This is a genomic window from Agrobacterium tumefaciens, assembly GCF_009649785.1.
Taxonomy (GTDB): domain Bacteria; phylum Pseudomonadota; class Alphaproteobacteria; order Rhizobiales; family Rhizobiaceae; genus Agrobacterium; species Agrobacterium tumefaciens.
In genome coordinates this window covers 87,943-113,796 of the sequence record NZ_WJOK01000013.1, presented here as the reverse complement: position 1 = coordinate 113,796, position 25,854 = coordinate 87,943, and the positions used below count along the sequence as shown (strand labels likewise).

Annotated in this window: 22 protein-coding genes and 1 tRNA gene; 12 read left to right on the top strand and 11 right to left on the bottom strand. The window is 58.5% G+C overall.

Going from position 1 to position 25,854, the window contains the following annotated elements:
• Positions 1-236 precede the first annotated feature (236 nt).
• The 6 genes from GH784_RS15545 to GH784_RS15520 form a co-directional block, all read right to left on the bottom strand.
• A complete protein-coding gene (locus tag GH784_RS15545) occupies positions 237-1,526 on the bottom strand; it encodes an outer membrane protein transport protein (RefSeq protein ID WP_003515621.1) in 1,290 nt (429 codons plus the stop codon).
• Positions 1,527-1,975: 449 nt separating this feature from the next.
• Positions 1,976-4,819, bottom strand: a complete 2,844-nt coding sequence (locus tag GH784_RS15540) for a valine--tRNA ligase (protein ID WP_065702446.1) — start codon at positions 4,817-4,819, stop codon at positions 1,976-1,978.
• A gap of 193 nt (positions 4,820-5,012) precedes the next feature.
• On the bottom strand, positions 5,013-5,972 hold the full coding sequence (gene popZ / locus GH784_RS15535) for a cell division protein PopZ (RefSeq protein ID WP_065702445.1): 960 nt from the start codon (positions 5,970-5,972) through the stop codon (positions 5,013-5,015).
• 356 nt (positions 5,973-6,328) lie between these two features.
• On the bottom strand, positions 6,329-7,000 hold the full coding sequence (locus GH784_RS15530) for a protein-L-isoaspartate O-methyltransferase family protein (RefSeq protein WP_003515626.1): 672 nt from the start codon (positions 6,998-7,000) through the stop codon (positions 6,329-6,331).
• 245 nt (positions 7,001-7,245) lie between these two features.
• Positions 7,246-7,319: transfer RNA gene (locus GH784_RS15525), tRNA-Cys, on the bottom strand.
• A gap of 241 nt (positions 7,320-7,560) precedes the next feature.
• Complete coding sequence (locus GH784_RS15520; RefSeq protein WP_003515628.1) at positions 7,561-7,713, bottom strand: DUF3309 family protein; 153 nt, start codon at positions 7,711-7,713, stop codon at positions 7,561-7,563.
• Positions 7,714-8,409: 696 nt separating this feature from the next.
• Between GH784_RS15520 and GH784_RS15515 the strand changes: the two genes are divergently transcribed.
• Both GH784_RS15515 and GH784_RS15510 read left to right on the top strand, forming a co-directional pair.
• On the top strand, positions 8,410-8,691 hold the full coding sequence (locus GH784_RS15515) for a hypothetical protein (RefSeq protein WP_003515633.1): 282 nt from the start codon (positions 8,410-8,412) through the stop codon (positions 8,689-8,691).
• Positions 8,692-8,774: 83 nt separating this feature from the next.
• Entirely contained in the window at positions 8,775-9,020 is a 246-nt protein-coding gene (locus GH784_RS15510) for a DUF982 domain-containing protein (RefSeq protein WP_003515635.1), read from the top strand.
• 509 nt (positions 9,021-9,529) lie between these two features.
• Here the strand turns inward: GH784_RS15510 and wrbA are convergent.
• Positions 9,530-10,129 (bottom strand): NAD(P)H:quinone oxidoreductase type IV, encoded by a 600-nt coding sequence (wrbA, locus tag GH784_RS15500; protein WP_019566148.1) that lies wholly within the window; start codon positions 10,127-10,129, stop codon positions 9,530-9,532.
• A gap of 277 nt (positions 10,130-10,406) precedes the next feature.
• Here wrbA and GH784_RS15495 point away from each other — a divergent pair, with 277 nt between their 5' ends.
• The 7 genes from GH784_RS15495 to GH784_RS15465 all read left to right on the top strand — a co-directional run bounded on the left by GH784_RS15495 (position 10,407) and on the right by GH784_RS15465 (position 18,353).
• Positions 10,407-11,198 (top strand): competence/damage-inducible protein A, encoded by a 792-nt coding sequence (locus GH784_RS15495; protein WP_013636292.1) that lies wholly within the window; start codon positions 10,407-10,409, stop codon positions 11,196-11,198.
• A gap of 87 nt (positions 11,199-11,285) precedes the next feature.
• Complete coding sequence (locus GH784_RS15490) at positions 11,286-12,131, top strand: universal stress protein (protein ID WP_003515639.1); 846 nt, start codon at positions 11,286-11,288, stop codon at positions 12,129-12,131.
• Positions 12,132-12,244: 113 nt separating this feature from the next.
• A complete protein-coding gene (gene gpt, locus GH784_RS15485) occupies positions 12,245-12,742 on the top strand; it encodes a xanthine phosphoribosyltransferase (RefSeq protein ID WP_003515641.1) in 498 nt (165 codons plus the stop codon).
• Positions 12,743-12,764: 22 nt separating this feature from the next.
• A complete protein-coding gene (locus tag GH784_RS15480) occupies positions 12,765-13,037 on the top strand; it encodes a hypothetical protein (protein ID WP_153793569.1) in 273 nt (90 codons plus the stop codon).
• 382 nt (positions 13,038-13,419) lie between these two features.
• The gene (locus GH784_RS15475; protein ID WP_013636294.1) at positions 13,420-17,238 is read left to right on the top strand and encodes a vitamin B12-dependent ribonucleotide reductase; all 3,819 of its coding nucleotides are present in this window, start codon (positions 13,420-13,422) and stop codon (positions 17,236-17,238) included.
• A 106-nt stretch (positions 17,239-17,344) separates the two neighbouring features.
• Entirely contained in the window at positions 17,345-17,974 is a 630-nt protein-coding gene (locus GH784_RS15470) for a DUF4145 domain-containing protein (protein ID WP_196811689.1), read from the top strand.
• A gap of 46 nt (positions 17,975-18,020) precedes the next feature.
• Positions 18,021-18,353, top strand: coding sequence for a helix-turn-helix domain-containing protein (locus GH784_RS15465; RefSeq protein ID WP_019566144.1), 333 nt, complete (start codon positions 18,021-18,023; stop codon positions 18,351-18,353).
• A 9-nt stretch (positions 18,354-18,362) separates the two neighbouring features.
• Here GH784_RS15465 and GH784_RS15460 read toward each other — a convergent pair whose 3' ends face one another.
• Positions 18,363-19,688: an Nramp family divalent metal transporter gene (locus GH784_RS15460; protein ID WP_019566143.1), complete on the bottom strand. Its 1,326-nt coding sequence runs from the start codon at positions 19,686-19,688 to the stop codon at positions 18,363-18,365.
• Positions 19,689-20,085: 397 nt separating this feature from the next.
• Here GH784_RS15460 and GH784_RS15455 point away from each other — a divergent pair, with 397 nt between their 5' ends.
• Positions 20,086-20,310, top strand: a complete 225-nt coding sequence (locus tag GH784_RS15455) for a hypothetical protein (RefSeq protein WP_013636298.1) — start codon at positions 20,086-20,088, stop codon at positions 20,308-20,310.
• A gap of 22 nt (positions 20,311-20,332) precedes the next feature.
• On the opposite strand, the gene GH784_RS15450 is transcribed toward GH784_RS15455, so the two are convergent.
• Positions 20,333-22,066 carry an ABC transporter ATP-binding protein gene (locus tag GH784_RS15450; RefSeq protein WP_019566142.1) on the bottom strand — a complete coding sequence of 578 codons (1,734 nt, stop codon included), beginning with the start codon at positions 22,064-22,066 and terminating at the stop codon, positions 20,333-20,335.
• Positions 22,067-22,295: 229 nt separating this feature from the next.
• On the opposite strand from GH784_RS15450, the gene GH784_RS15445 reads away from it, so the two are divergent.
• Positions 22,296-23,534, top strand: coding sequence for an AI-2E family transporter (locus GH784_RS15445; RefSeq protein ID WP_003515654.1), 1,239 nt, complete (start codon positions 22,296-22,298; stop codon positions 23,532-23,534).
• A 154-nt stretch (positions 23,535-23,688) separates the two neighbouring features.
• Here the strand turns inward: GH784_RS15445 and GH784_RS15440 are convergent, their stop codons facing one another.
• A complete protein-coding gene (locus GH784_RS15440) occupies positions 23,689-24,144 on the bottom strand; it encodes a GNAT family N-acetyltransferase (protein ID WP_025593662.1) in 456 nt (151 codons plus the stop codon).
• Between the two features lie 107 nt (positions 24,145-24,251).
• On the opposite strand from GH784_RS15440, the gene GH784_RS15435 reads away from it, so the two are divergent.
• Positions 24,252-24,686, top strand: a complete 435-nt coding sequence (locus GH784_RS15435) for a hypothetical protein (protein WP_003515657.1) — start codon at positions 24,252-24,254, stop codon at positions 24,684-24,686.
• A 3-nt stretch (positions 24,687-24,689) separates the two neighbouring features.
• On the opposite strand, the gene GH784_RS15430 is transcribed toward GH784_RS15435, so the two are convergent.
• Positions 24,690-25,844 carry a DUF2336 domain-containing protein gene (locus tag GH784_RS15430; RefSeq protein WP_065702444.1) on the bottom strand — a complete coding sequence of 385 codons (1,155 nt, stop codon included), beginning with the start codon at positions 25,842-25,844 and terminating at the stop codon, positions 24,690-24,692.
• Between the last annotated feature and the right edge of the window lie 10 nt (positions 25,845-25,854).

Sequence of the window (25,854 nt, the reverse complement as noted above, 5' to 3'; positions counted from 1 at the left end):
TGCATGTTCTTCCATCCCCGCGTCCATAAACAGAAGCCAAGCACCTTGTTTGTGGCGGGAAATGGACAGATATGCCCACATTCCAACGCGGCACCACGCTTGCAGAAAAGTGTTGCCAAATCGTCACAAAACTTTCGGGCTAGAAATTTTTATCGAGCAGGAATCATAGTCGGGAATGAAAAAAGGTCCGGTTGGTAAACCGGACCTTTCTTTTCGTTCAGGTGTGGCGAATGGTGTCAGAATTTGACCTTGACGCCCGTAGAGATCGCAGCCACGAGATCGTTGCCGAAGTCGTAGCCCGCCTCGTTGCCGCAGGTGAAGCCCGCACCGCAAGGTCCACCGTTGATGGATGAGCTACCGGAGGTCAGGAGGCCGAGAGCACCGGCAACCTTGAACTCGATATTCTTGTTCGGCGAGTAGACGATCTGCGTGCCCAGCGTCCAGGTGTCGGTCTGGGTGCCGATAACAGTCGATGTACCGCGATCCCAGGTCAGGCTCACAGCACCGCTCCACTGCTCGTTGAACTTGTGACCAACGCCGCCGGAAATCGTCCAGCCATCACGATAAAACAGGTCTAGCGTGTTCAGCGTGTCAGCACCGCTCGGAACGCAGGGAGACGTCCCTACCGCGCAGAAAGGAATGACCTGAATCTGGCTCCAGTCAGTCCACTTCACCGAACCGAAAGCCAGCCAGTCCGGCGCTATGCCGGATTGCACCTTGAGTTCGATGCTGTCTGGCATCGAAACGGAGCCATAGATCGGCACCAGCTTGCCGCCGTATTTCGCCAGCGTCGGAGAGATGGACGGCGGCGTCTGCGGAACTCCTCTGACGTCGGCGAAACCGGTCAGGTCATGATCGACGGCGCTGTTATAAACAAGGCTCGCCCGGAAGGCGACCTCGGGGATTTCGTAGGCAACGCCGGCGCGCCAACCCCAACCGTCACCTTCCATCTCAAGTTTGCCGACGCCGCTGAAGCTGGACCAGGCCGGATTGAGGCCAAGAACAGCTGGGCCAAGAACCTGACGGTATTTATAACCGCTGATCTCCTGGTAAAAGCCGCCGCCAATAATCGAGAAGTCGCCCTTGCCAAGATCAAACTTCACACGGCAGGTGGTGGCGTAATTGTGCGACTTTACCTTGGTTTCGATATTGTAGCTCGATCCCTGCCAGATGCCCGGATTGAGGTGCGCGCCCCAAGGCTGCGAATAATCGAACATGCAGTCGCCGAAATCGCCGATTGCCGCCTTGGCGCCGATGCGGGTCGACCAGAAGTTTTCAGAGTCATCTGCGCTCCTTGACCAAGTCGCAGGCAGCGGACCGCTCTTCAGCGGATTGTCACGCGCATTCTCAACCTTGCGCTGTGGCGCAACGAATGTAGCGGAACTGTCGAGAACATAGTCCGACGGGTCGAACAGCAGGTCGATATTGTAGCCACCGCGCTCGAGGCCGCCCGCCAGTGAAGGCGTGACCGCCGCGATGCTGGCTACGAAACATACTGCGCCGCGAAAAAATGCAGTTTTTGCCATCTCTCTCCCCAATCAAGGCAATGTGATCATTGAGAGAGTGAAATGCTTTGCGGCAAATGACAATCTGCCGTGGCGCGGCGCGGTTGCCACCGGATGGCCATTTTTTTACGTAAGTTTTTGATGTTTGGCATCTTACATAATCATTTTAGGCTATTATTCTAATCCAATTAGAAAAAACGACACAAAACGAAACAAACTCCCAATCCACACCGGAAATGTCGCCAAATAACCACAGTTGGACGTTTCCGAAGAAAATCGCTTATCAGGCCGTTTTTATTGATCTTTTTCGTCTTCCCGCGCGGTTTTGTGCGCCTCGCGGCAGAAATAATCGCGCTATCACGCAGTGCATGATTCGCCATTGCAACGCAGCAATGAATTGAGCCGGCCCTGACAGAACGCAAAACGCCCCGTTTTCACGGGGCGTTTTGATTTTACACGCAACAGGAACCTTATCCTGCTTCGCTGACCCGCTGCAGGGCGGTTCGAAGACTTGTCAGCTGAACTTCCAGTTCCGCCTTACGCTCGCGCTCGGCGGCCACAACCTCCGGATCGGCATTGGCCACGAATTTTTCGTTCGACAGCTTCTTGTCGATGCGTTCCATCTCCGCATCCACCTTGCCGATCGCCTTTTCGAGACGGGCCTTTTCGGCCGCGAGATCGACGAGGTTACCGAGCGGCAGGCAGACCGTGGCCTCACCGATGATGATCTGCGCGGAACCTTTTGGCGCCACATCGGCACCACGGATTTCATCGGCACGCGCCAGGCGCCGGATGGCGGCGGCATGGCGGTCCAGCCGCGCTTCTGTCGAGGTATTGGCACCGACCACCACCAGCGATGCGGTGGCGCCCGGCGGCACGTTCATCTCGGCACGCGTAGAGCGGATGCCCGAAACCAGATCGATCAGCCAGTTGATTTCCGCAGCCGCGGCATCGTCGCGGAATTCCGGAGTCGGCCAGTCGGTAAGGCAGAGAAGATCAGCCCGCTCCTCGCCCTCGCCCGCCGTATGCGCCCACAGCTCTTCCGTCATGAAAGGCATGAAGGGATGCAGGAGCTTGTAGATCTCATCCAGAACATAGGCCGCGCAGACCTGCGATTCCGCCTTTGCCGCCTCATCCTCGCCACCGAACACGGGCTTGAGCAGTTCCAGGTACCAGTCGCAGAACTGGTTCCAGACGAAACGGTAGAGGATACCGGATGCATCGTTGAACCGGAAGTTCTCAAGAGCCGCCGTCACATCGCGCGCGGTGTTGGCAAGCTCGGTAAGGATCCACCGGTTGATCGTCAGCGATGCGGTTTCGGCCAGGAAATGTGGATCGCGCTTTACACCGTTCATTTCGGCAAAACGCGTGGCGTTCCATAGCTTCGTGCCGAAGTTGCGATAACCGGCGATACGTGCCGGATCGAGTTTCACGTCACGACCCTGCGCCGCCATGATGGCGAGCGTGAAGCGCAGCGCATCCGCACCGTATTCGTCGATCAGTTCCAGGGGATCGATGACGTTGCCCTTGGACTTGGACATCTTCTGGCCGTTCTTGTCGCGAACGAGCGCATGGATGTAGACGGTGCTGAACGGCTCGACCGGATTGCCGGCATCGTCCTTCATGAAATGCAGACCCATCTGCATCATGCGGACGACCCAGAACGGGATGATGTCGAAACCGGTGACAAGCACATTGGTTGGATAATACCGCGCCAGTTCCGGTGTCTTTTCCGGCCAGCCGAGCGTCGAGAACGGCCACAGCGCCGATGAGAACCAAGTATCGAGAACGTCTTCGTCACGGGTCAGAATTTCACCCGGCTTGAAGTTTTCAAGCTTCTCCTCGACCCAGGCCTTCCACGGACCTTCATGGGCAATATAATGCTGGATAGCGGCCTGAAGCGCCTCTTCCTCGGTCTTTTCAACGAAGACCTGCCCGTCAGGGCCGTACCATGCCGGAATCTGGTGTCCCCACCACAATTGCCGCGAGATACACCAGGGCTGGATGTTCTCCATCCACTGAAAATAGGTGTTTTCCCAGTTCTTAGGCACGAAATTGGTGCGGCCTTCGCGAACCGAGGCAATGGCCGGTTGAGCCAGCGTCTTGTTGTCCACCCACCACTGGTCGGTGAGGCGCGGCTCGATCGGCACGCCGCCACGGTCGCCATGCGGCACGACGTGCTTGTGCGGCTCGATCTTGTCGAGCAGGCCGGCTTCCTCGAAGATTTCGACGATGACCTTGCGGGCGAAGAAACGATCCTGTCCTTCCAGGCGGTCCCATGCGCCGTGCAGCGCCGCCGGATGATTGAGGCCCTCGAGGAAATCCTCGTTTTCCTTGATGGAGATCGTGCCATCGATATTCATGACGTTGATGGCGCGCAGACCGCAACGCTTGCCGACCTCGAAATCGTTGAAGTCGTGCGCAGGCGTGATCTTCACGGCGCCAGTTCCGGCCGTCGGATCGGCATAGTCATCGGCAACGATCGGGATCTTGCGGCCAACGATCGGCAGGATGACATGCTTGCCAATGATGCCCTTGTAACGCTCGTCTTCCGGGTTCACCGCAACACCGGTATCGCCGAGCATGGTCTCTGGCCGCGTGGTAGCAACAACGATGTAATCGCGCGTTTCGAACTCGGTCGGCTTGCCCTCCTCGTCAAATGCGGTCGGGTGCTGATAGCTCACACCCTTTTCCAGCGGATAACGGAAGTGCCAAAGGTTGCCCTTCACTTCCAGCTGTTCGACTTCCATGTCGGAAATCGCGGTCTGCAGCTTCGGGTCCCAGTTGACGAGGCGCTTGTCCTTGTAGATCAGGTTCTGCTTGTAAAGGGTGACGAACACCTCGAGAACGGCCTCGGACAGCCCCTCATCCATGGTGAAGCGCTCACGCGACCAGTCGCAGGACGCGCCGAGACGCTTCAGCTGGTTGAAGATCAAGCCGCCGGATTCGGCTTTCCATTCCCAGACCTTGTCCACGAAGGCCTCACGACCCATTTCGCGGCGGCCCGGAAGCTGCTGTTCCATCAGCTTGCGCTCGACGACCATCTGCGTGGCGATGCCCGCATGGTCCATGCCCGGCTGCCACAACACGTCCTTGCCGCGCATGCGCTCGAAGCGGACCAATATGTCCTGAAGCGTGTTGTTGAGCGCATGGCCCATATGCAGTGAGCCGGTGACATTCGGCGGCGGGATGACGATGGTGAAGGTTTCCGCGCCCGGTTTGGCGTTGGCGCCGGCACGAAAAGCGTTCGCCTCGTCCCAGGCTTTGGCGATTTTCGGTTCGACGGATGCGGAATCGTAGGTCTTTTCGAGCATTTCCTGACCTGAATTTTAGAGTTCTTGTGTGGATTTTTTAAATAAGGATGGATGGTCGAGAGTCAACAGAAACCGACCCGTCAGCGACTATGACCCCATAGCGCCTTCATCTTCAACAAAAAAGCCGCCCCGGTGCCGGAGCGGCCTCTGTTTCATTATCTTGCGCATGTTACAAGATGCGGACGAACAGAGCCTAGCGGCGCGAGCCCCGCGCCACACGTTCGATTTCCTCACGCACGAGACGCTCCACCAGCGTCGGCAGATTGTCTTCCAGCCAGTCCTGCAGCATCGGACGCAGCATTTCGGCGGCCATATCCTCGATTGAGCGTCGTTCGACGCCATCGAAAATTTCCGCAAGTTCGCTGAAGGAACGGGCGATCTGCGCACCGGCAGCCTCGGAAATGAGGTTGAGCGACAAACCGCCCTCTTCCTTGGGTTCGGCCAGATCGAATGACGGCATCTGGACAGCAGGTTCCTGCACCGAAATCTCGAAATGATCCTGGGCTACAGGCGTTTCGATGGCGCCACGCAGCGTCAGCTGGTCGAAGCGGTTCTCGAAAGCTGCGCTCTCGACAGCGGCAGCAGCAGCACGATCCTCGGCGGCAAAAGCTGCCGGCTGTTCACTGGTGCTCGCGGCAGCGGCCGCCAGCAGCGGCCGCACATCCGTCGGGCGCTGCGGCGCAGGGCGTTCAACCTGTTGCGCAGCCGAAGGCTGCGGTACGCTGGAGGAATGAGCGGCCGGGGCCGCCTGCGCGGGCTCACGCTGCGCCTGGGCAGCAAATGCCTGCGGCCCCATGGCAGCGTTGCGGTCGGCGGCAGCGCGAACGCGCGCGGCGACATCGGCAAGCGACATGCTTTTCTCGGCCGAGATTTCCTGCTGTTCTGGCGTCTGCTTTTCGGAGGCCGCGGAAAAATCCTGCACCGGCCTTGCGCCAAATGCCTGGTTTGCGGCTGGGGGAACGCGCGCCGGCGGGCTGATGGCCTCCGTCACGAAGGACGCTTCGCCTGCGCCATCGTCTTCGTCGTCATAGACAGGCGGCAACTGCCCGGAAAACGCGCCGGTAGGCCCGGTCTCGTTGCTTTCGATGATCCGGCGTATGGACGCCAAGATCTCTTCCATGGACGGTTCACGCGCTACGCTTGGCTGAGCCATATCAATCCCCGGTTTCCACTCTCTAGACCGCCTTGCGTCCATACGGACGCCCAAAGGACGCTCCAACATTTTAAATCTGCACACCGTCCCTGTCGAAAATCGCTTCCGGTTTTCGGGCCGATGGCCTGAAAAGGGGTAGAAATACGCACACCCCGAATCACCCTTAGTCTAGGGCAGCATAGTCAGGAACTAAATCACTGATTCGACAAGTTTCGCCGTGATGCACAGCTTTGTGAGAATGGTCTTTTTGGGCAATTGGGTGGGCGAAGCGGGTCTGCCGGTGCGGCACCCGTAAAAAACAAACGCCGGGGCGGAAAGTCCACCCCGGCGTCCAAAACAATGATCGCTTTTAAAGATCAGAAAACGAATTCGGCCGCCTTGGCAAAACCGGGCAGAGGCTTGATCGACGCGTTGAAAGAGGTTGCAGCCGATGTGCTGTTGCCATCGCGACGGTAAACGGTTGCCTTGGCAGCGTTACCGTATCCGACAACGACGACCAGACGTCCGCCATCGCGCAGCTGGTCGGTCAGTGCCGCCGGCACTTCCTCTACAGAGCCGTTGATGAAAATCAGGTCATAGGGTGCTTCGCCCGCATAACCCTTTTCGAGATCGCCGGTGACAACAGCAACATTGTCATATCCGAGTGAGGCCAGCGTCTCAGTCGCCTCAGCCGCCAGCGTTTCGTCGCATTCGAGCGAAACCACCGAACCGGCGAGCTGGGACAGGATGGCCGCGGTATAACCGGCGCCGCCACCGACTTCCAGCACCACGTCTTCCTTGGTCACTGCCGCAAGCTGCAAAAGCTTCGCCAGCGGCGAGGCCTTCATGACGTAACGGGCCGGGCGACCATCCCGGGCGGGACAGATCTGCAGATCCTCGTCCACATAGGCAATCTGCCGCACACCCGCCGGCACGAAAGCTTCGCGCGGCACGCTCAAAAACGCCTTCAGCACAGAATGCGACGTCACGTCGGTCGTGCGCAACTGGCTGTCGACCATGTTGGCGCGTGCGGTTTCGAAATCCATCATATCGTTATCGCCTCAATTTCGCGGATGCCGGTCGGGAAGCCTCGGCCCCAAAAGCTCAAAACGGCACGGGTCTCCCCTCGCCTTTAAACAATCTCATAATTGCCCAAGCCTGCGCTTTCAAGCGCGGTGAGCCCTAAGTGCTGGAAAAAGCGAAATGGCCGGGATTTTTTAGAACAGCAAGGGCAGCCGATGACCGCAAGGTGAGCCAAAGGTTCAAAAAAACAGGTTCTATTCGGTGAAGTTTTTGGAGGCCTCGCCCGGAATTGAACCGGGGTACAAGGATTTGCAGTCCTCTGCGTCACCACTCCGCCACGAGGCCTCACACGCTCATGAATTCGAGCGATGGCGGGCATTTAGAACGAATCCATTATGCGCGCAAGAGGGTTCGTTCCGAATGTGCTGTTTTTTCCGATCCGATGGGCAAAGGGCAATAGTCCACGTCCTAAGCCCTTCGGATTCCGTCATTTTTTGTATCTCACTCATATTCCAGAAGAAACAATGCCCGCGACCGGCGCTTTTGCGCGGGTGCGGGCAGTCGCTGCATCTTCAATGCGGATCGATCAGATGCGACCCAGCAGAACAAGAACGAGGACGATAACCAGAACCAGTCCGAGGCCACCCGAGGGACCATAACCGTAATTGTGGTAACCCCAGCTTGGCAAAGCACCGATCAGGAAAAGAATGATGAGGATAACGAGAATGGTGCCGATCATGTTTAGCCCTCCATGAATAATAGGTATGCGCTGTATTTAATGATCAAACACGCAAAAAGTTCCGTTTACTTCATCCGCTTATGGCGTGGGCCGAGAATGCATCTCCAGCCGATTCAACGGGTTAAACGGCATTTGCGGACAACGCGGCGGGTCGTGCGCGCATGGCGGCAGCAATTAGCTACGCACCACGCCCAGGCCCCGGGGTGATCGACCAAGGTAGCGATTTATTCGAGGTAATTTCTCGGTCTATGTATATCGCATGCCGTTCGTCATACTAAATCAAGTCACCCGTTCCCTGAAACTGGCGGGGGACTGGGAGACCTGGTATCACTGGCAGTGCGCCAGGTCTCACCTGTTTCCTTCTTCTCCGGCGATCTTCCCGCCGCACGCAAACCGTTCCCCAAACAGGCACACGGACATTTTACCTGCGGCGCTGCACGCCACGCTTGCCTTGCCTCTTTCTCTCCGGTTAGACCCCGGATCGGGAGGGAGAAATGAGAATCATATGTCCGGTTTTGCGAACCTCATCCCGCTTTTCATCTTCGGCCTGCTCGTCTACGCTTTCTTCCGCTGGGTCGCGCGCGACACTCAAAATCCGAGACGCAAGTAGCAGTTGCGAATAGCTCTGCCCTTTATCACTCGCGGGGAACCGTTGCGCCTCCATATCGTTTTCGCAGACGCACTTCGGAGGACAGGATGAAAACGCTCGTATCATTGGCCGCAATCGCGCTTACGCTTGCGGGCTGCACGACCTCAGGCCCGGCCGCTTATGTCGAACCGATCCCCGGCAGCATCACCTATAAGGGCCAGCCGCGCACCAAGCTGACGAAATCGCCGATCGGCAGCACCTTCAGCCACGAGTTCCGCATCGACGGCAGCACGAGGGCGGTGGAAACCTATCGCATTGCGCCCGATCGCTCGCTCGAACTCATAGACCGCCGCATCATTCGCGATTGGCTGTTCGGACGCGACGACTGACCGCACCGCGAGCCAACCGAAACCAATTGCGCATCCTGCCCGCTTGGTTTAGAGCCGGGCACGATAACCAACACGGATGAGCGATGAACACGCGCTGGCAAAAACCCGTCCTGATCGCGTTCGAAACGCCGGGCGACTATACGAGCATCGAGACCACGCAGGCGGCGTCCTGGGCCATGATCGAGGATTGGCCGATAGAGGACGGCGATGCGTTGGACGCGGCGTTGCTGGTCTGCGCCGCCGTCGATGCCGGCAGGAAAAAGCCGGAGGATGCGCGCAAGGCCTTCATCGCCGCCGCAATCGAGGCTGGCCTCGACATCAAGGCCTGACGGCATCAAGACCCATGGTCGAGAATTAAAATGGCGTCCTGAGGCGAAACAAGTCAGGACAACAGGTTTAAAGGGTAAAAACAGATGGAAGCTTCTGGAAACATGAAAAAAGCCCTGTTCATATTTCTCCTCTCCTGCCTCGCCATCGGCCTTCTCGGTCACCTCGTGGTCGCCTTCGTCGTTACCGGCTGAAGCACCGATGTCCACTCCGTATTGTGACGGAGCGGCAGGGCATTAAAATTTCCTAAATTTCATTCTGCTGTTATGGAACCGCGATAAATCTTTTCCGTTCTCTCTTCGATCAACAAGGAGGATTGAAATGCGTGACGGATTGAATGGTTTTCTCGAAATTTCCATGCTCGGCGTCGTGATTGCAAGCTGCCTTTTCATGGTCAACCTGCCGATCTGACCCGCCTTAAAAATCATTCCCTGCGGTACCGGCGACGTTAGATGCCGGAGTAAGAAAATGCGGCCTTTCGGGCCGCATTTCTTTTTCCAGCAATGCAGGCTCAAGCAGAAAGCTTGGCGGCCAGCTTGGCTACATGTGCGCCTTGGTAGCGTGCGGCTTCCAGTTCGATAGCGGAAGGCTGACGCGAGCCGTCGCCATCGGTGATGGTGGAGGCGCCATAAGGCGAGCCGCCCTTGATTTCATCGACGCCCATCTGGCCCTGGAAGGCATAGGGCAGACCGACAACGGCCATGCCGTGGTGCAGGAAGGTGGGGAGGAAACCAAGGATGGTCGATTCCTGACCGCCGTGCTGCGTGGCCGACGAGGTGAAGGCAGAGCCGACCTTGCCGACAAGCTTGCCGCCGAACCACAGACCGCCGGTCTGGTCCCAGAAATTGCGCATCTGTGAGGCAACCGTGCCGAAGCGGGTGCCGGCGCCGACGATGATGGCATCGTATTCTGCCAGTTCGTCAACAGTCGCGATGGGGGCAGCCTGATCGAGCTTGAAGTGCGAGGATTTGGCGACTTCCTCAGGAACCAGTTCCGGAACGCGCTTGACGACAACTTCCGCGCCGGCAGACTTCACGCCTTCGGCAACGGCATATGCCATCGTCTCGATATGGCCGTAAGATGAATAATAAAGCACCAGAACTTTTGTCATTTTCTTTGTATCCTTAGGGTTAATCGTCTCAGGCGTACCAGCCAGAAGCCTTTTTAAGAACGCGATGATCATTAGTGGTGACCAGTTACAAGCATGTGATGCAAAGGTAGCCCAGAGGCCGGTCCCACACCAGCGGTGCATCCGCATACGCACTGTTCGCAATCAGTGAACGAAACGCCGGAACGTCAACCTTTCACAGATAGACATTTTTTCAAAACCGCTTTGCATTCACCGGGCGGCGGACTAACGTCGGACAAAACAGCTGACGAGTACCCCCATGTCCAATCCCTCACCCACCCCATCCGTCGTGACCGCCGCCATGCTCGCCATCGGCGACGAATTGCTGTCGGGACGCACCAAGGACAAGAATATCGGGCACCTCGCGGATGTGCTCACCATGTCCGGAATAGACTTGAAGGAAGTGCGCATCGTCGCCGACGAGGAGCACGCAATCGTCGAAGCGCTGAATGCGCTACGCGCCCGCTATGATTATGTCTTCACCTCCGGCGGCATCGGCCCGACCCATGACGACATCACCGCTGATGCGGTATCCGTGGCTTTCGGCCTGCCCTGCGAGCACGATGCCGAGGCTTTGCGGATATTGGGTGACATGTACCGTGTACGCGAGATGGAATTCACCGAAGCGCGCAAGCGCATGGCCCGCATGCCAAGGGGGGCAAGCCACATCGCCAATCCCGTCTCGGTCGCCCCCGGCTTCGTCATCGGCAACGTCCACGTCATGGCCGGCGTTCCGCAGGTGTTTCAGGCCATGCTGGACAATGTCATGCCAACGCTGCGCACCGGCGCGAAAGTCATGTCGCAGTCGGTGCGCTCTCCCTATGGCGAAGGTGACATCGGCACGCCGCTGACCGCAATCCAGAAAGCGCACCCGGAAACCAGCATCGGCTCCTACCCGAAATATGACGGACAACGCTTTTCGACGGAGATCGTCGTGCGCGCCCGTGATGCCACCGTGCTGAAAGCGGCGGCGGATGCAGTGGCGACGATGATCGAAACCATTGGTCAGGAAAAAACACTGTCGGCCAGCAAGGGCGATGCAACCGCCTGAGACGGAAGCGGATTGACCAAAATCAAGGTGGTACCCGGCAAAGGCAGCCACTCTCCCCAAAACGACGCGTCACCGAGGAGCTAAAAAATGGGTTACAAAACGATACTGGCAGTGATCGACAATGTGGAGAACACGCAAAAGCTCGGCGATTTCGTGGTAAGTCTTGCCAACCAGTTTTCCTCGCATGTGATTGGCCTGCACATGGAAACGCTGGCCGCCGTTCCGCTCGTCGCGCCGATGGAAATTCCCGACCCCGCTACCGTTCAGGTGCTTCAGGACGTGGCGCACAAAGAAACCACGGATGTTGGAAACCTCTTCGAACACACGCTGTCTGCCAATGGCATCTCGCATGAGTGGCGCAGCTTTGTAACCTCGGTGGGTTACGCCTCGTCATCGGCAATCGATAGCGCGCGCTGCGCCGATCTCATCGTCGCCCGCCAGAGCAACTCCTCCGCACTCTCCGACAGCCGCTCGGATATAGACGGCTTTCTCCATGAAAGCGGCCGCCCTGTTCTTCTCGTTCCGCATGTGCTGACGGTTGCCAAACCGGTCAAGCGTGTACTGATCGCCTGGAACGGCTCCCGCGAGGCAACACGCGCCACCTTCGATGCCCTGCCCTTCCTGATTGCAGCCGAGAGCGTCGAGATCTTCTCCGTCGATCAGGCCGAGAGCGAAACGCAATCGTCTGGACTTGCCGGAACCGAACTGGCCGCAACACTCGCCCGCCACGGCGTCAACGTCACGGTAACCTCGCAGGAAAAAATCGCCGGCATCTCGCCGCAGGCGGCTATCGAAAACCGGCTGTCAGACCACAGCATCGACCTTCTGGTCATGGGCGCCTACGGCCATTCCCGTTGGTGGGAACTGCTGTTCGGCGGCGTGACGCGCACGCTGCTCGATTCCATGACGGCGATGACGCTTTTGTCGCGTTAAACACCGGTAGCCGTGGATGAAGCCGCAAGAGCCTGCGCGCAATGCTTGCCTTTTTGCGGGTCTTGCGGCTATTAGCCAAAGCCATCGACAATTTTGACCAGATGGTAGACGACATGTCCCTTCCCGATAAAGCCTTTCCCGTAACCTGGGATCAGTTTCACCGCGACGCCCGCGCGCTTGCGTGGCGTCTTGCCGGCCTTGGCCGGGAGTTCCGGGCGATCGTCTGTATCACCCGCGGCGGTCTCGTGCCGGCAGCGATCATTTCCCGCGAGCTGAACATCCGCCTGATCGATACGGTCTGCATCGCCACCCGCCACGATTACGTCAACCAGGGCGACACGGTTCTCCTGAAGGGCGTGGCGCCGGAGCTGATGTCCGACGGCGGCGAAGGCGTGCTCGTCGTTGACGATCTGACCGACACCGGCAAGACCGCACTGGAAGTGCGCGAAATGTTACCGAAGGCGCATTTTGCCTGCGTTTACGCCAAGCCGAAGGGCGTGCCCACCATTGACACCTTTGTCACCGAGGTCAGCCAGGACACCTGGATTTATTTTCCCTGGGACATGGGCTTCACCTATCAGGAACCGATCGCCAAGGGATCGCGCGGCTGATCGCCTGTCGCAACCCAAAACCATGCCTGAAAAGCCGTCCCTTCGGGGCGGTTTTTTTGTGTGGAAATGCTTTTTTGGTAACGGCAAAAAAACACGGAAAAACCGCAGTGTCGCCTTTATGCCGCACCCCGGAAATGCGGGGTTTTCGCTTTCCGCTGCGGAAACCAGCCTCGCGCAAGCTTCAAAGTCTCGCGCCAAGTCACTGATTTTTTTGAACGCTTTTGCTATCCCCGTTTTCCACAGGCGCTGCACACAATATCTTGTGGTTAAAAAACGGTTTCAATCTATGGCTTGACGAATCTATGCCGCAGGAGGAAAGTGACAGTTATGTTGCGGCGGCAACGGACCGGAAAGTAACGAGGCCGGTTCCTTTCAATCTCAGTTCGCAAGTCCAGAAGGGGCGTCCCGACCATCAGGGGGCGGTTCGCCGGTGGATTTTGCGTGCCTTGCGGATACCGCCAAAAACATGACGCGGGGACTGGCGGCAGGAAGCTGTTGATACTATATTTAGTACTCACATGACTCTTGCAGCCAAATAAGCCACGAGATACAGGGATCACATCCAAGGATGAACATCCCTTACAGATCGGCAAAAACCGGCTGCGCGCATAGTTCGCACGGCTGGAACGAATTTTTGCGCCCTTTGCCGGGCGCCCAATGGACGAGGACACGAAACCATGCGCATCGAACGCCGCTTCACGAAGCCCGGCCAATCGTCTTATGCGGAAATCGAATTCCGCAAGGCCGTCAGTGAAATCAAGAACCCGGACGGTTCCATCGTGTTCCGTCTGGCGGATATCGACGTTCCCGCGCAGTTCAGCCAGGTCGCGACCGACGTTCTGGCGCAGAAATACTTCCGCAAGGCCGGCGTGCCGAAGGTGCTTAAGAAGGTTGAGGAAAACGATGTTCCTTCCTTCCTGTGGCGTTCGGTTGCCGATGAGAAGGCCATGAAGGACCTCCCCGAGGGTGAGCGTTATGGCTCCGAAACCGATGCGCGTCAGGTTTTCGACCGCCTGGCTGGCACCTGGACCTACTGGGGCTGGAAGGGCAAATATTTCTCCACCGAGGAAGACGCACTCGCCTTCCGCGACGAGCTTGCCTATATGCTGGCGACCCAGCGTGTAGCCCCCAACAGCCCGCAGTGGTTCAACACCGGCCTGCACTGGGCCTATGGCATCGACGGCCCGGGCCAGGGCCACTTCTACGTCGACCCCTTCACCGGCAAGCTGACCAAGTCCAAGTCCTCTTACGAACATCCGCAGCCGCATGCCTGCTTCATCCAGTCTGTCGAAGACGATCTGGTCAACGAAGGCGGCATCATGGACCTGTGGGTGCGTGAAGCGCGCCTGTTCAAATACGGTTCCGGTACCGGCTCCAACTTCTCCTACCTGCGCGGCGAAGGCGAAAAGCTTTCCGGCGGCGGCAAGTCCTCCGGCCTGATGAGCTTCCTCAAGATCGGCGACCGGGCAGCCGGCGCAATCAAGTCTGGCGGCACCACCCGCCGTGCGGCCAAGATGGTCGTCGTTGATGCCGACCATCCCGATATTGAAGCCTATATCGACTGGAAGGTGAACGAGGAGCAGAAGGTTGCCGCTCTCGTCACCGGTTCCAAGATCGTTGCCAAGCATCTCAAGGCAATCATGAAGGCCTGCGTCAATTGCGAGGCAGATAACGGCGATTGCTTCGACCCGGCCAAGAACCCTGCCCTGAAGCGCGAAATCCGCGCTGCCAAGAAGGACATGGTGCCGGAAAACTACGTCAAGCGCGTCATCCAGTTCGCGCAGCAGGGTTACAAGGACATCCAGTTCAAAACCTACGACACGGATTGGGATTCCGAAGCCTACCTCACGGTTTCAGGCCAGAATTCCAACAACTCCGTATCGCTGAAGGATGACTTCCTGCGCGCTGTTGAAAACGACGGTGACTGGAACCTGACCGCCCGCAAGGACGGCAAGGTCATGAAGACGCTGAAGGCCCGCGACCTCTGGGAAAAGATCTCCCACGCCGCCTGGGCATCGGCCGACCCCGGCCTGCACTTCAACACCACCATGAACGACTGGCACACCTCGCCGGCCGAAGGCCCTATCCGTGCTTCCAACCCGTGCTCGGAATATATGTTCCTCGACGACACGGCCTGCAACCTTGCTTCGCTGAACCTGCTTCAGTTCAAGGATCAGGCAACGAAGCGCATCGACATCGCCGATTACGAACATGCGGTTCGCCTGTGGACCGTCGTTCTCGAAGTCTCGGTCATGATGGCGCAGTTCCCCTCGCGCCAGATTGCCGAACGCTCCTACGAATACCGCACGCTCGGCCTCGGTTACGCCAATATCGGCGGCCTGCTGATGTCCTCGGGCATTCCCTATGACAGCGACGAAGGCCGCGCCATTGCCGGTGCGCTGACCGCCATCATGACCGGCGTTTCCTATGCCACCTCGGCTGAAATGGCAGGCGAGCTTGGCCCCTTCCCGGGCTTCGCGCCGAACCGCGACAACATGCTGCGCGTCATCCGCAACCACCGCCGCGCCGCCCATGGCCTTTCCTACGGTTATGAAGGCCTGTCGGTGAACCCGGTTGCCCTCATCCATTCCGATTGCACGGATCAGGACCTTGTGGCCCACGCTACCGCCGCCTGGGACAAGGCGCTGGAGCTTGGCGAAAAGCACGGCTACCGCAACGCCCAGACCACCGTTATCGCGCCGACAGGTACGATCGGCCTTGTGATGGATTGCGACACGACCGGCATCGAGCCGGACTTCGCGCTGGTGAAATTCAAGAAGCTCGCCGGCGGCGGCTACTTCAAGATCATCAACCGCGCCGTGCCGGAATCCCTGCGTTCGCTCGGTTATTCGGAAAGCCAGATCGCCGAAATCGAAGCCTATGCCGTTGGCCACGGCAATCTCAACCAGGCACCTGCCATCAATCCCTCGTCGCTGAAGGCCAAGGGCTTCACCGATGAGAAGATCGAAGCCGTCAACGGCGCACTGAAAAGCGCCTTCGACATCAAGTTCGTCTTCAACCAGTGGACGCTGGGCGCCGATTTCCTCAAAGGCACGCTCAAGGTTTCCGATGAGCAGTTGTCCGACATGAGCTTCAACCTGCTGGAGCACCTCGGCTTCAGCAAAAAGGACATCGAAGCGGCCAACGTGCACGTCTGCGGTGCGATGACACTGGAAGGCGCACCGTTCCTCAAGAACGAGCACTTGGCCGTATTCGATTGCGCCAACCCCTGCGGCAAGATCGGCAAGCGTTATCTCTCGGTCGAATCGCATATCCGCATGATGGCGGCAGCACAGCCGTTCATTTCGGGTGCGATCTCCAAGACGATCAACATGCCGAATGATGCAACCGTGGAAGATTGCGGCGCAGCCTACATGCTGTCCTGGAAGCTGGCGCTCAAGGCCAACGCCCTTTACCGCGATGGCTCCAAGCTTTCCCAGCCGCTCAACGCTTCGCTGGTGGAAGATGAGGACGACGAAGACTTCGTTGAAGAACTGATCCAGCAGCCGCTCGCCCAGCAGGCCGTGACGATCACCGAAAAGATCGTCGAGCGCGTCATCGAGCGGGTATCGCGCGAGCGTGAAAAGCTGCCGAACCGCCGTCAGGGTTACACCCAGAAGGCAACGGTCGGCGGTCACAAGGTCTATCTGCGCACCGGCGAATTCGGTGACGGCCGCATCGGCGAAATCTTCATCGACATGCACAAGGAAGGCGCTGCCTTCCGTGCGATGATGAACAACTTCGCCATCGCCATTTCGCTTGGCCTGCAATATGGCGTGCCGCTGGAAGAATATGTGGAGGCCTTCACCTTTACCAAGTTCGAGCCGGCCGGCATGGTGCAGGGCAACGACGCGATAAAGAACGCCACGTCAATCCTTGACTACGTGTTCCGCGAACTCGCCGTCTCCTATCTCGGCCGCCACGACCTTGCTCATGTCGATACGTCTGACTTCTCCAATACCGCACTCGGCAAGGGTATCCAGGAAGGCAAGACCAATCTGCTCTCCACCGGCTGGACACGCGGTTACAAGCCGACGCTGGTTTCCAACAACGAAGGCGAACGTGCTGCTTCCGAACCCAAGGGCTCGGCAACGGCAGCCCCCGCCCGCGCCTCGGCCAACGTCACTTCCTTTGCAGGCTCAGCCGCCCGCAAGCTGGAACCGACAGTCGCGATCTCCACCTCGGAAATCGTCTCCTTCAAGCGCGATTATGAAGAACGCGCCAAGGAACTGGCGGAAGAGATTGCCGAAGAGGTAATCGACGACGTGGTTCAGGAAGCCAAGCAGACCGCCACCGCCCTCTTCTCCGACAAGGCCGCCGCCGACGCGGCATCGGCCAAGGCGGAAGCCAAGAAGAAGGAAAACGAACGCCGCATGCGCTCGATCGCGCAAGGCTATACCGGCAACATGTGCTCGGAATGCCAGAACTTCACGATGGTGCGCAACGGCACCTGCGAGAAGTGCGATACTTGCGGTGCGACGAGCGGTTGCTCTTAAGAAATACATGGATAAGTGGTGAATCCACTTTCCAGTCTTGGAAGGTGAAGTGAATATGTCCCGCAGTGATTAAGGTTCACTGCGGGACTTTTTATTGGAGGCATATATGCGCTGCCCACATTGCAATATTAATTTCCATGAAAATTGGGTTCCTGGCAGCTTTAGCCGCAACGGTTATGTTACAAACTGGTCCTACGAAACGGCTGTATGTCCAAGCTGCAAAAAATTGACTATTGTTATCGAAAGCCCATCCGGTAACGCACGGATGGTTGAACCAATGAGTCCCAACCGCGGCTCAATTTCGCAATTTGTTCCAGATGACATTACTCGAGATTACCTAGAAGCGTGCGATGTTCTTCCCATTAGCGCCAAAGCTTCAGCAGCTCTTTCCCGGAGATGCCTGCAAAACATTCTAAACAGCCTAGATTACAAGGCGACGGATTTAGCAAAACAGATCGACGCATTAATTAATGAGACGGATCCCAAAAAAGCGTTACCGATTGGATTACACGAAACGGTCGATGCTATCCGTAATTTTGGAAACTTCTCAGCTCATCCAATAGATGAAAAAACAACCTTGCAAGTGATTGATGTTGAGGCAGAAGAAGCCGAATGGTGCCTTGAAATATTAGAAGAGCTGTTCGAACACTTTTACGAACGTCCCGCAATCGCAGCTCAGAAAAAAGCCGCGTTGGACGCAAAATTGGCAGCAGCAGGAAAGCCACCATCGAAGTAGCAGTCAACACATTCGACGCGCGCAGAGCGCAAGGAATATGACGACAATGGCTGGTAAAACCGATCAAACCGACTGGGCGCGTCTTCACGCAATGACCGACGAAGAAGCGGAAACCAACGCGCTTGCTGACCCCGACAATCCACCGCTTTCCGCCGAACAGCTCGCCTCCGCCTCGAGAATGCTCCGCATCAAGATAATCCGCCGAGCACTGAAACTGACGCAGGAAGAGTTTTCCGCCCGTTATCATATTCCGCTTGGCACCTTGCGTGATTGGGAACAGGGCCGCAGCGAGCCGGATCAACCGGCCCGCGCCTATCTGAAAGCCATCGCCGTCGATCCCGAGGGAACGGCAGCCGCGCTCCGTAGAGGCGCGGCCTGACTCCTTCCCTCACCCCACAAAATCAAACAGCAGCTTCACATTCAGCGCCGCAATTACCACCGCGATAAGCCATGCAAACGCCGAGAGCCATCGCGGGGCGCACAGTTCGCCCATCTTGGCGCGGTCGGCGGTGAACATGACCAGCGGGAAGACGGCGAAGGAAAGTTGCAGGCTTAAGACCACCTGCGTCAGTATCAGCAGTTGAGACGTGCCGCTTTCGCCGAAGGCGATGGTGACGCCGGCGGCGGGGATGATGGCGATGCCGCGGGTGATAAGGCGGCGCAGCCACGGGGCAAGCCGCATCTTGAGGAAACCTTCCATCACGATCTGGCCCGCAAGCGTTGCCGTAACAGTGGAGTTGATGCCACAGCACAAAAGCGCCACCCCGAACAGCGTCGGCGCAATCGCAAGGCCGAGCAGCGGCGCGAGCAGACTATGCGCTTCACCCAGTTCGGCAACATTCGTCTGACCCGTTTTGTTGAAGGTCGCCGCTGCGAGGATGAGGATCGCGGCATTGATGACGAGAGCAAACGTCAGGGCGATGGTTGAATCGAGTGTCGCGAATTTGAGCGCCTCGCGTTTTTCGGCCAGCGTCTCGCCGATGGCGCGCGTCTGCACGATCCCTGAATGCAGATAGAGATTATGCGGCATCACCGTCGCGCCCAGAATGCCAAGCGCCAGATAGAGCATCTCGGGGTTGGTGACGATCTCCGTCGTCGGCGCAAAACCACGAATCACCTGGCTCCAGTCGGGATCGGCCAGCGCCAGCTGAATGGCGAAACACACCGCGATGACGCCGAGAAGCGTGATGACAAGCGCCTCCACCCAGCGGAAGCCAAGCCTTTGCAGATAAAGGATCAGGAACACGTCAAGCGCCGTGATGAGGACGCCGAGTTCGAGCGGAATGCCGAAAATCAGGTTGAGGCCGATCGCCGTGCCGATGACCTCGGCGATATCAGTCGCGATGATTGCGATTTCGGCCAGCAGCCAGAGCACAATCGCCACCGGTTTCGGATAGGCATCGCGACAGGCCTGCGCCAGATCGCGCCCGGAAGCAATCGCCAGACGGGCACAGAGCGCCTGTAGAACGACGGCCATGATGTTCGATATCAGTGCCACCGTCAGCAGCGTGTAGCCGAACTTGGAGCCACCGGCGAGCGACGTTGCCCAGTTGCCGGGGTCCATGTAACCGACCGCGACGAGATATCCGGGTCCGAAGAACGCCATCGCCCGGCGAAACGTACCGGCATTCGGGCTTATCTTGATCGAGCTGTGAACGTCGGACAGCGAGAGATCGTCGCCATTCCGCCGCCATCCAAAGACAGGCTTGTCCATCTTGCGAACTTTCAAATGGAAATTGAATTAATGCAATTGCAAATCATTCGCATAAAAGGGTGTGGACTGGCAAGCGGAGTTTCGAAGCTGTGTGCCGGCGCGAGAGGCCGCAGTAACATTCGGCCTGAACGCAACCATCGGCGCAGCGCGTCATGGATTTAATGAAATGAGACCCCTCCTCCGTCATTCCAGCCTTAAGCCGGAAGCCAGCCAGCCAAGGTCTCTGGGCTGAAAAGACTCTTCTACGCGGCGTAGTAGCCAGTAAACAACGGCAACCCACGGCCAATCCTACCGCGAAACCTCACGGCGTTGTCATCGCTCTGCCCCGCCATTGCGGAACAGCCGCGTGCATGCCCGCGTTTGTCTGTCACGAAGCAACGATAGTCCGGGGAAGTTCATGCGAGACGGCAATAAATTCAGCGTGGCGAACCAGCCTTACCGGTGGCCGAAATATATCATGGCGCAGCGAAGGCCGCGCGACTGGCTGATGACCATCAGCGGCGTGGTGCTGCTGGTCATCGTCGCCGCCGCTGTCGCCATGGGTTATCTCGTCACCAGCCATCCCGGCAAGCCCGAGCCGAATACCGGCATCATCGAGGAAAACGCAGCGGAGAACGCCTGATATGCGGCGCAAGATGCGCCGCTTAACTCAGACCCTGAAGATGCCCGCTGAACTGCGCCTCATGCAGGCGGCTGTAATGGCCCTTGGCGGCCAGAAGCTCGGCATGCGCGCCGGTTTCGGCAATACCCGTCTGGTCTACTACCACGATGCGTGACGCATCGCGGATCGTTGCCAGCCGGTGAGCGATGACGAGCGTTGTGCGGCCCTTGGCAAGCTCCGTCAGCGATTGCTGGATGGCCCGCTCGGTTTCGGTATCCAGCGCCGAGGTCGCCTCGTCGAGAATGAGGATAGGCGGGTTCTTGAGGAACATGCGGGCGATGGCAAGACGCTGTTTCTGTCCACCGGAAAGTTTCACGCCACGCTCACCGATGACGGTGTCGAGTCCCATCGGCATCGCTTCGATGACGCCATCGAGCCGGGCACGCCGAGCCGCATCCATGATCTCGACATCGGAAGCGCCGAGCCGGCCATATTCGATATTCTCGCGGATCGTGCCGCCAAACAGGAACACATCCTGCTGCACGATTCCGATCTGGTTGCGCAGCGAGGCAAGCTTCATCTTGCGGATATCGATGCCGTCAATGGTGATCGAACCGCTGGTGACATCATAAAAGCGCGGCAGCAGCGAGCAAAGCGTCGTTTTGCCCGCCCCCGAAGGCCCGACGAAAGCCACCGTCTCGCCCGCATTGATCTTCAGGTCGATATTGTCGAGAACCTGCTTGCCCTCGGCATAACCGAAACCGACATGGCGATATTCAATGGCGCCGGAAAGCGCCGGTGCCTCGATCGCATCCGGTGCGTCGGTGATATCCGGCGCCGTGTCCAGAAGCTCGGTAAAGCGGCGAAAACCGGCAATGCCCTTCGGATAGGTCTCGATGACCGAGTTGATCTTTTCCACCGGGCGGAAAAACACGCCGACCAGAAGCAGGAAGCCAACGAAGCCCCCTTCCGTCAGGCCGCCATGCAGCACGAACCAGGCGCCGCAGATCATCACGATCATCTGCGTCAGCCGCATGCTCATGTAGCTGAGCGAAGTGCTGGCAGCCATGATCTTGTAGGCATCCAGCTTCGTGCGGCGGTATTTCTGGTTGTCCTTCTCAAACAGCGCGCGTTCGTGGTCCTCATTGGCAAAGGCCTGCACCACCCGCATGCCACCGACATTTTCCTCGATACGGGCGTTGAAATCGCCTACCCGACCGTAGAGCGCGCGAAAGTTCTGCGTCATACGGCCACCGTAACGGCTCGTCACCCAGGCGGTGACAGGCACGACGGCAGCGGTGACAAGCGCCAGCGGCACATTGACCGACAGCATCAGCAGGAAAGCGCCGATGAAGGTCATGATGGCGATGAACAGATCCTCGGGGCCGTGATGGGCCACCTCACCGATCTCTTCCAGATCCTTCGTCAGCCGGCCAACCAGATGACCGGTCTTCTGGTTGTCGAAATAGCGGAAGGAGAGCTTCTGCAGGTGGTCGAAAGCAAGCCGCCGCATGTCGGTCTCGATATTGATGCCGAGCATATGTCCCCAGTAGGTGACGGTCGCCATCAGACCCGTATTCAGGACATAGATGACGAGCAGCCCGACCGATGCGGCGAGGATGATGCCCCATTCGCCACCCGGCAACAGCACGTCCACAAAGGCCTTCACCGCCATCGGAAAGCCGAGTTCGAGCACGCCCGACAGAACCGCGCAGGAAAAATCGAGAATGAACAGACCGCGATAGGGACGGTAATAGGCGAAGAAACGGCGCAGCATGGCGTGACCTGAAGAGCGGGCGCGGCAAGCGGAGGCCGCAATAAAAACGGAGTTCAATTGTCATATTTCAATGCGCGCGCCAAGACCGATGTTCTATTTTTACCAAAATCGTTCAATAGGCTGAGCGATAAACACACAACGGTAATGTGATACGGCTATATTGCACTTATATGTATTGGTGTGACAGAGTGAATGCACCCTTCGGGGAGAATGCGAGAAAGAGCCTGCCGTGAGTAATATTGACAGCCGTAAGCCCAGTGGCGAACCGAGATGGCTTGGTCCTGCAAGCCCGACGCGGATCGCTCTGATCCCGCCAATATCGGCTGCGCGCTGGCTGCTGGTTCTCGTCGCCCTTGCGGGCATCTACTTCTTCCACGGCTTTCTCGTTCCGGTTCTGGCGGCCCTTGTCATCGGCTTCGCCAGCTGGCCGGTCTATACGCGGCTTCTGCGGCAGGTGGGCGGCAACACCACGCTCGGCGCCTCCATCGCCATCATCCTCATCCTCACCTTCCTCGTGGTGCCTATCTTCATCGCCGCTTCCTATACGGCCAGCGAAATCCGCGAATGGTTCGGCTGGGCGGTGCATGTCAACAAGGTGGGCGCACCCGTGCCAGACTGGATCGCGGCGCTCCCCGGCGTAGGCTCCTGGCTCGGCGAGCAGTGGGTGAAATATATCGGCACACCGGGTGCGATCGGCGAAGTGATCCAGCTCGTCAGCGGTGCCAATATCGGCAATATCTACCGGGCGATCCTCGCCGCGGGCAACGGCGCGTTCCACCTGGTGCTGACCCTGCTGTTCATGTTGATCGCGCTGTTCTTTGTCTATCGCAACGGTGCCGGCTTCTCCCATCAGGTCGATCTTGTGGGAGAACGCATACTGCCGACGCGGTGGGAGCGCATTTCCCGCGTCGTGCCAGCCACCATCAGCTCCACCGTCACCGGCATGACATTGATCGCCATCGGCGAAGGCATAATCCTCGGCATCGCCTACTGGATTGCCGGCGTCCCCTCGCCCGTCACACTCGGCGTGCTCACCGGTGTCATGGCGCTCATCCCGGGCGGCGCGCCGCTCTCTTTCACTCTCGTATCGATCTATCTGGTCGCCAGCGGCTCTCCCGCTTATGGCCTGGGGCTATTCATCTGGGGTTCGGTAGAGCTTTTCATCGTCGACAAGACCATCCGTCCGAAACTCGTTGGCGGCCCGATCAAGCTGCCTTTCCTGCCGACCTTTTTCGGCCTCGTCGGCGGCGTCAAGACCATGGGCTTCCTCGGCCTCTTCATCGGCCCGGTGCTGATGGCGCTGCTGGTGGCAATCTGGCGGGAATGGGTGCGAGAGGTGGAAATCTCCACTGGCGCCACCGTCGACGTTCCGCCGACCCCTACAGCTGAAAATGACCCGCTCGACGACATCGTTGCGCGTGAAGAGGATAGCAACGAAGCGACGGCGTTCCGAAAAGCAGCGTCTTAAACCTCGTCTTCGTCATGCTCGGGCCTGTCCCTGGCATCTGCAACCCAACGATGTTACCAGACGTCGGCAGATCCCCGGCACGAGGCCGAGGATGACATGGCCAAGGGCGGCATCGAGTGTTCTGCAAAGCGCGCCGATAGCGCCCGCCTCGCCTTTAAAGCGTCTTCTCCATGAACAGGCTGAGCGGGTCCGGCTTATAGGGCGCAAACGCCTCAATCTCGACAAACCCCGCCTTGCGGTAAAGACCAATCGCCTCCGGCTGGCTGATGCCGGTTTCAAGCCGGATGGCGGTAAGCCCGAGCTCGGCGCCGCGCGCAATGAGCGTATCCATGATCAGCTTGCCGATCCGCAATCCCCTCGCCTCCGGATCGACAAACATGCGCTTGACCTCCGCCGTACCGTCACCCGCCTCCACCAGCGCGCCGCAGCCAACGACACGGCCATCATGCCGCGCCACGAAAAAGGAGACATTGTCCTTTTCCAGCTGGCCGATATCGACCAGATGATTGCTTTCGGCGGGATAAAGCGACGCCATATAGACGTTAGACAGATCGATAAGGCGCAGAACCGCTTCCTGCCGGGGTGTTTCAAGCTTGATTTCGGGGGCCAATGCGATGCCTGCTTTCTCTCAAAAAAATGCGTATTTCGTCGTAATGTCACTGCAATCGGGATAGATGAGTTTCTAGAGCATAATTCCCGACAGAGGCAACACACACCATGAAAACAGCCCTCGTTCTCATGACCTTCCTAGGCTGTGACGACACCGCCACCGATTGCCATTACCTCGCCACCTCGCAGCAGCGCTGGACGAGCATCGAACTATGCGACGCCGTGTCGGAGAAAGAGCTGGAACGTTTCGCAAATGCGTCCTACCCGGTCGTGGTGGCCGTGTGCCAGACACCGGGCGAGCAGACGCCCCAGACTGCGGGCAACGCGCCCGCAACGCAGCCTCCCGCCGCAACGGCCCCGGCCGGAACAGAGGAGCCACCGGCACAGGTCACGCAAAAGGAGGAAGAAAGCCTGACAAAACAGGCGATCAGCCGCGTCAGCCGCATCCTGCCTTCCACTGAAGGCGTGAAGCACCTGCTCGGAACGCCGGTCAGAATGGTGGAAAACAGCTATTCGTGGATTGCCAAGCGGTTCGAGAAGTAAGCCTCAGGCCGCCTCGACCGTCAGCGCTTCCGCATAGTGCCGCGCTTTCTGCCGTTCCTCGGCAATGGTCAGTTTACGCACGGCGTGCAAGAGTTCGAAAAGCGTTTCGGAACCATCGACGTTGCGGAAATGCGCAAGCAGTTCTGCCGATACAGAGGCTGCGGCCTGCGACAGATGCGATCGGGCGGCACGGCGCCACATCAGCGTCGCCTCAATGAAGACATCAACCACATCGCCCAAAAGACCGACGGACTGGAACAGCGCCTTCAGCGCGTGCGGCCGTCCGGTCGCCAGAATGGCGCGCACCTTGCTGTCATCGAGACCTGAGAGATTGACCATCGCCGCCGTGAAAAACTCCAGCCTGCCCGAACAGACGGCATGGATGAGAAGCGCCGGTGTCAGTTCCAGCCTTTGCCGCAGATGCTCCACCAGCGCCGGCAACTCCGGCGACGAAACATTGGCGGCGATGAGGATGGTGGCGGAATCTTCCGCTTCGCGGAAAATACTGTCGGCGCGGTTGCGCGCGATCAGGGCATGAACCAGCGCCGAACCTGCCAGGGCCTCGCTGACGCGCGCCATCAGAAGATGGCGGGTATCGGCGGGCAGCACCTCTCGGCACAGCAGCAGGTCGCGAATGTCGGCGTTGCAGCCATGCCGCTCGGCAATGCGGCGCAGCGAAAACGGTGTGATGAAGGCGTCGTCGTTCTCTAGAAGGATCATCGTTTCCGGCAGATCACCGACTTCGGCAAGTGCTGCGCAGACACCGCGCGGCAGGCCCCGCCTTGCCGCAATGAAGGCGCGTGTCAGGCTCTCGCCGCGCCCGGCAAGATCGACCAGATCGGCCTCGCCAAGAACCGGCGAGCGGGCAATCACGGTGCAGGCAATCTCCGGCTGGTCTTCGGCAAGCGAAACGAGAATGGCGCGCGGCGCATCGGGATCATCCGCCAGCGCCTCGGCAAGTGCCAGCCGCACGCGCGGAGAAGGGTCGTCGAGAAGATAGGTCATCGCCATATAGGCGGCGTCACGGTTCTCCCGCGCCATGTCTGAATGCAGATAGGCACGGCCAAGCGCATTGGCGGCCTTCGCCCGCTCGGTCGATCCAGCCTTTTCAGACCAGCGAAGAAATGCCTGTACGATCACCTGAGCCTCGAAACACATTCGCAACAAT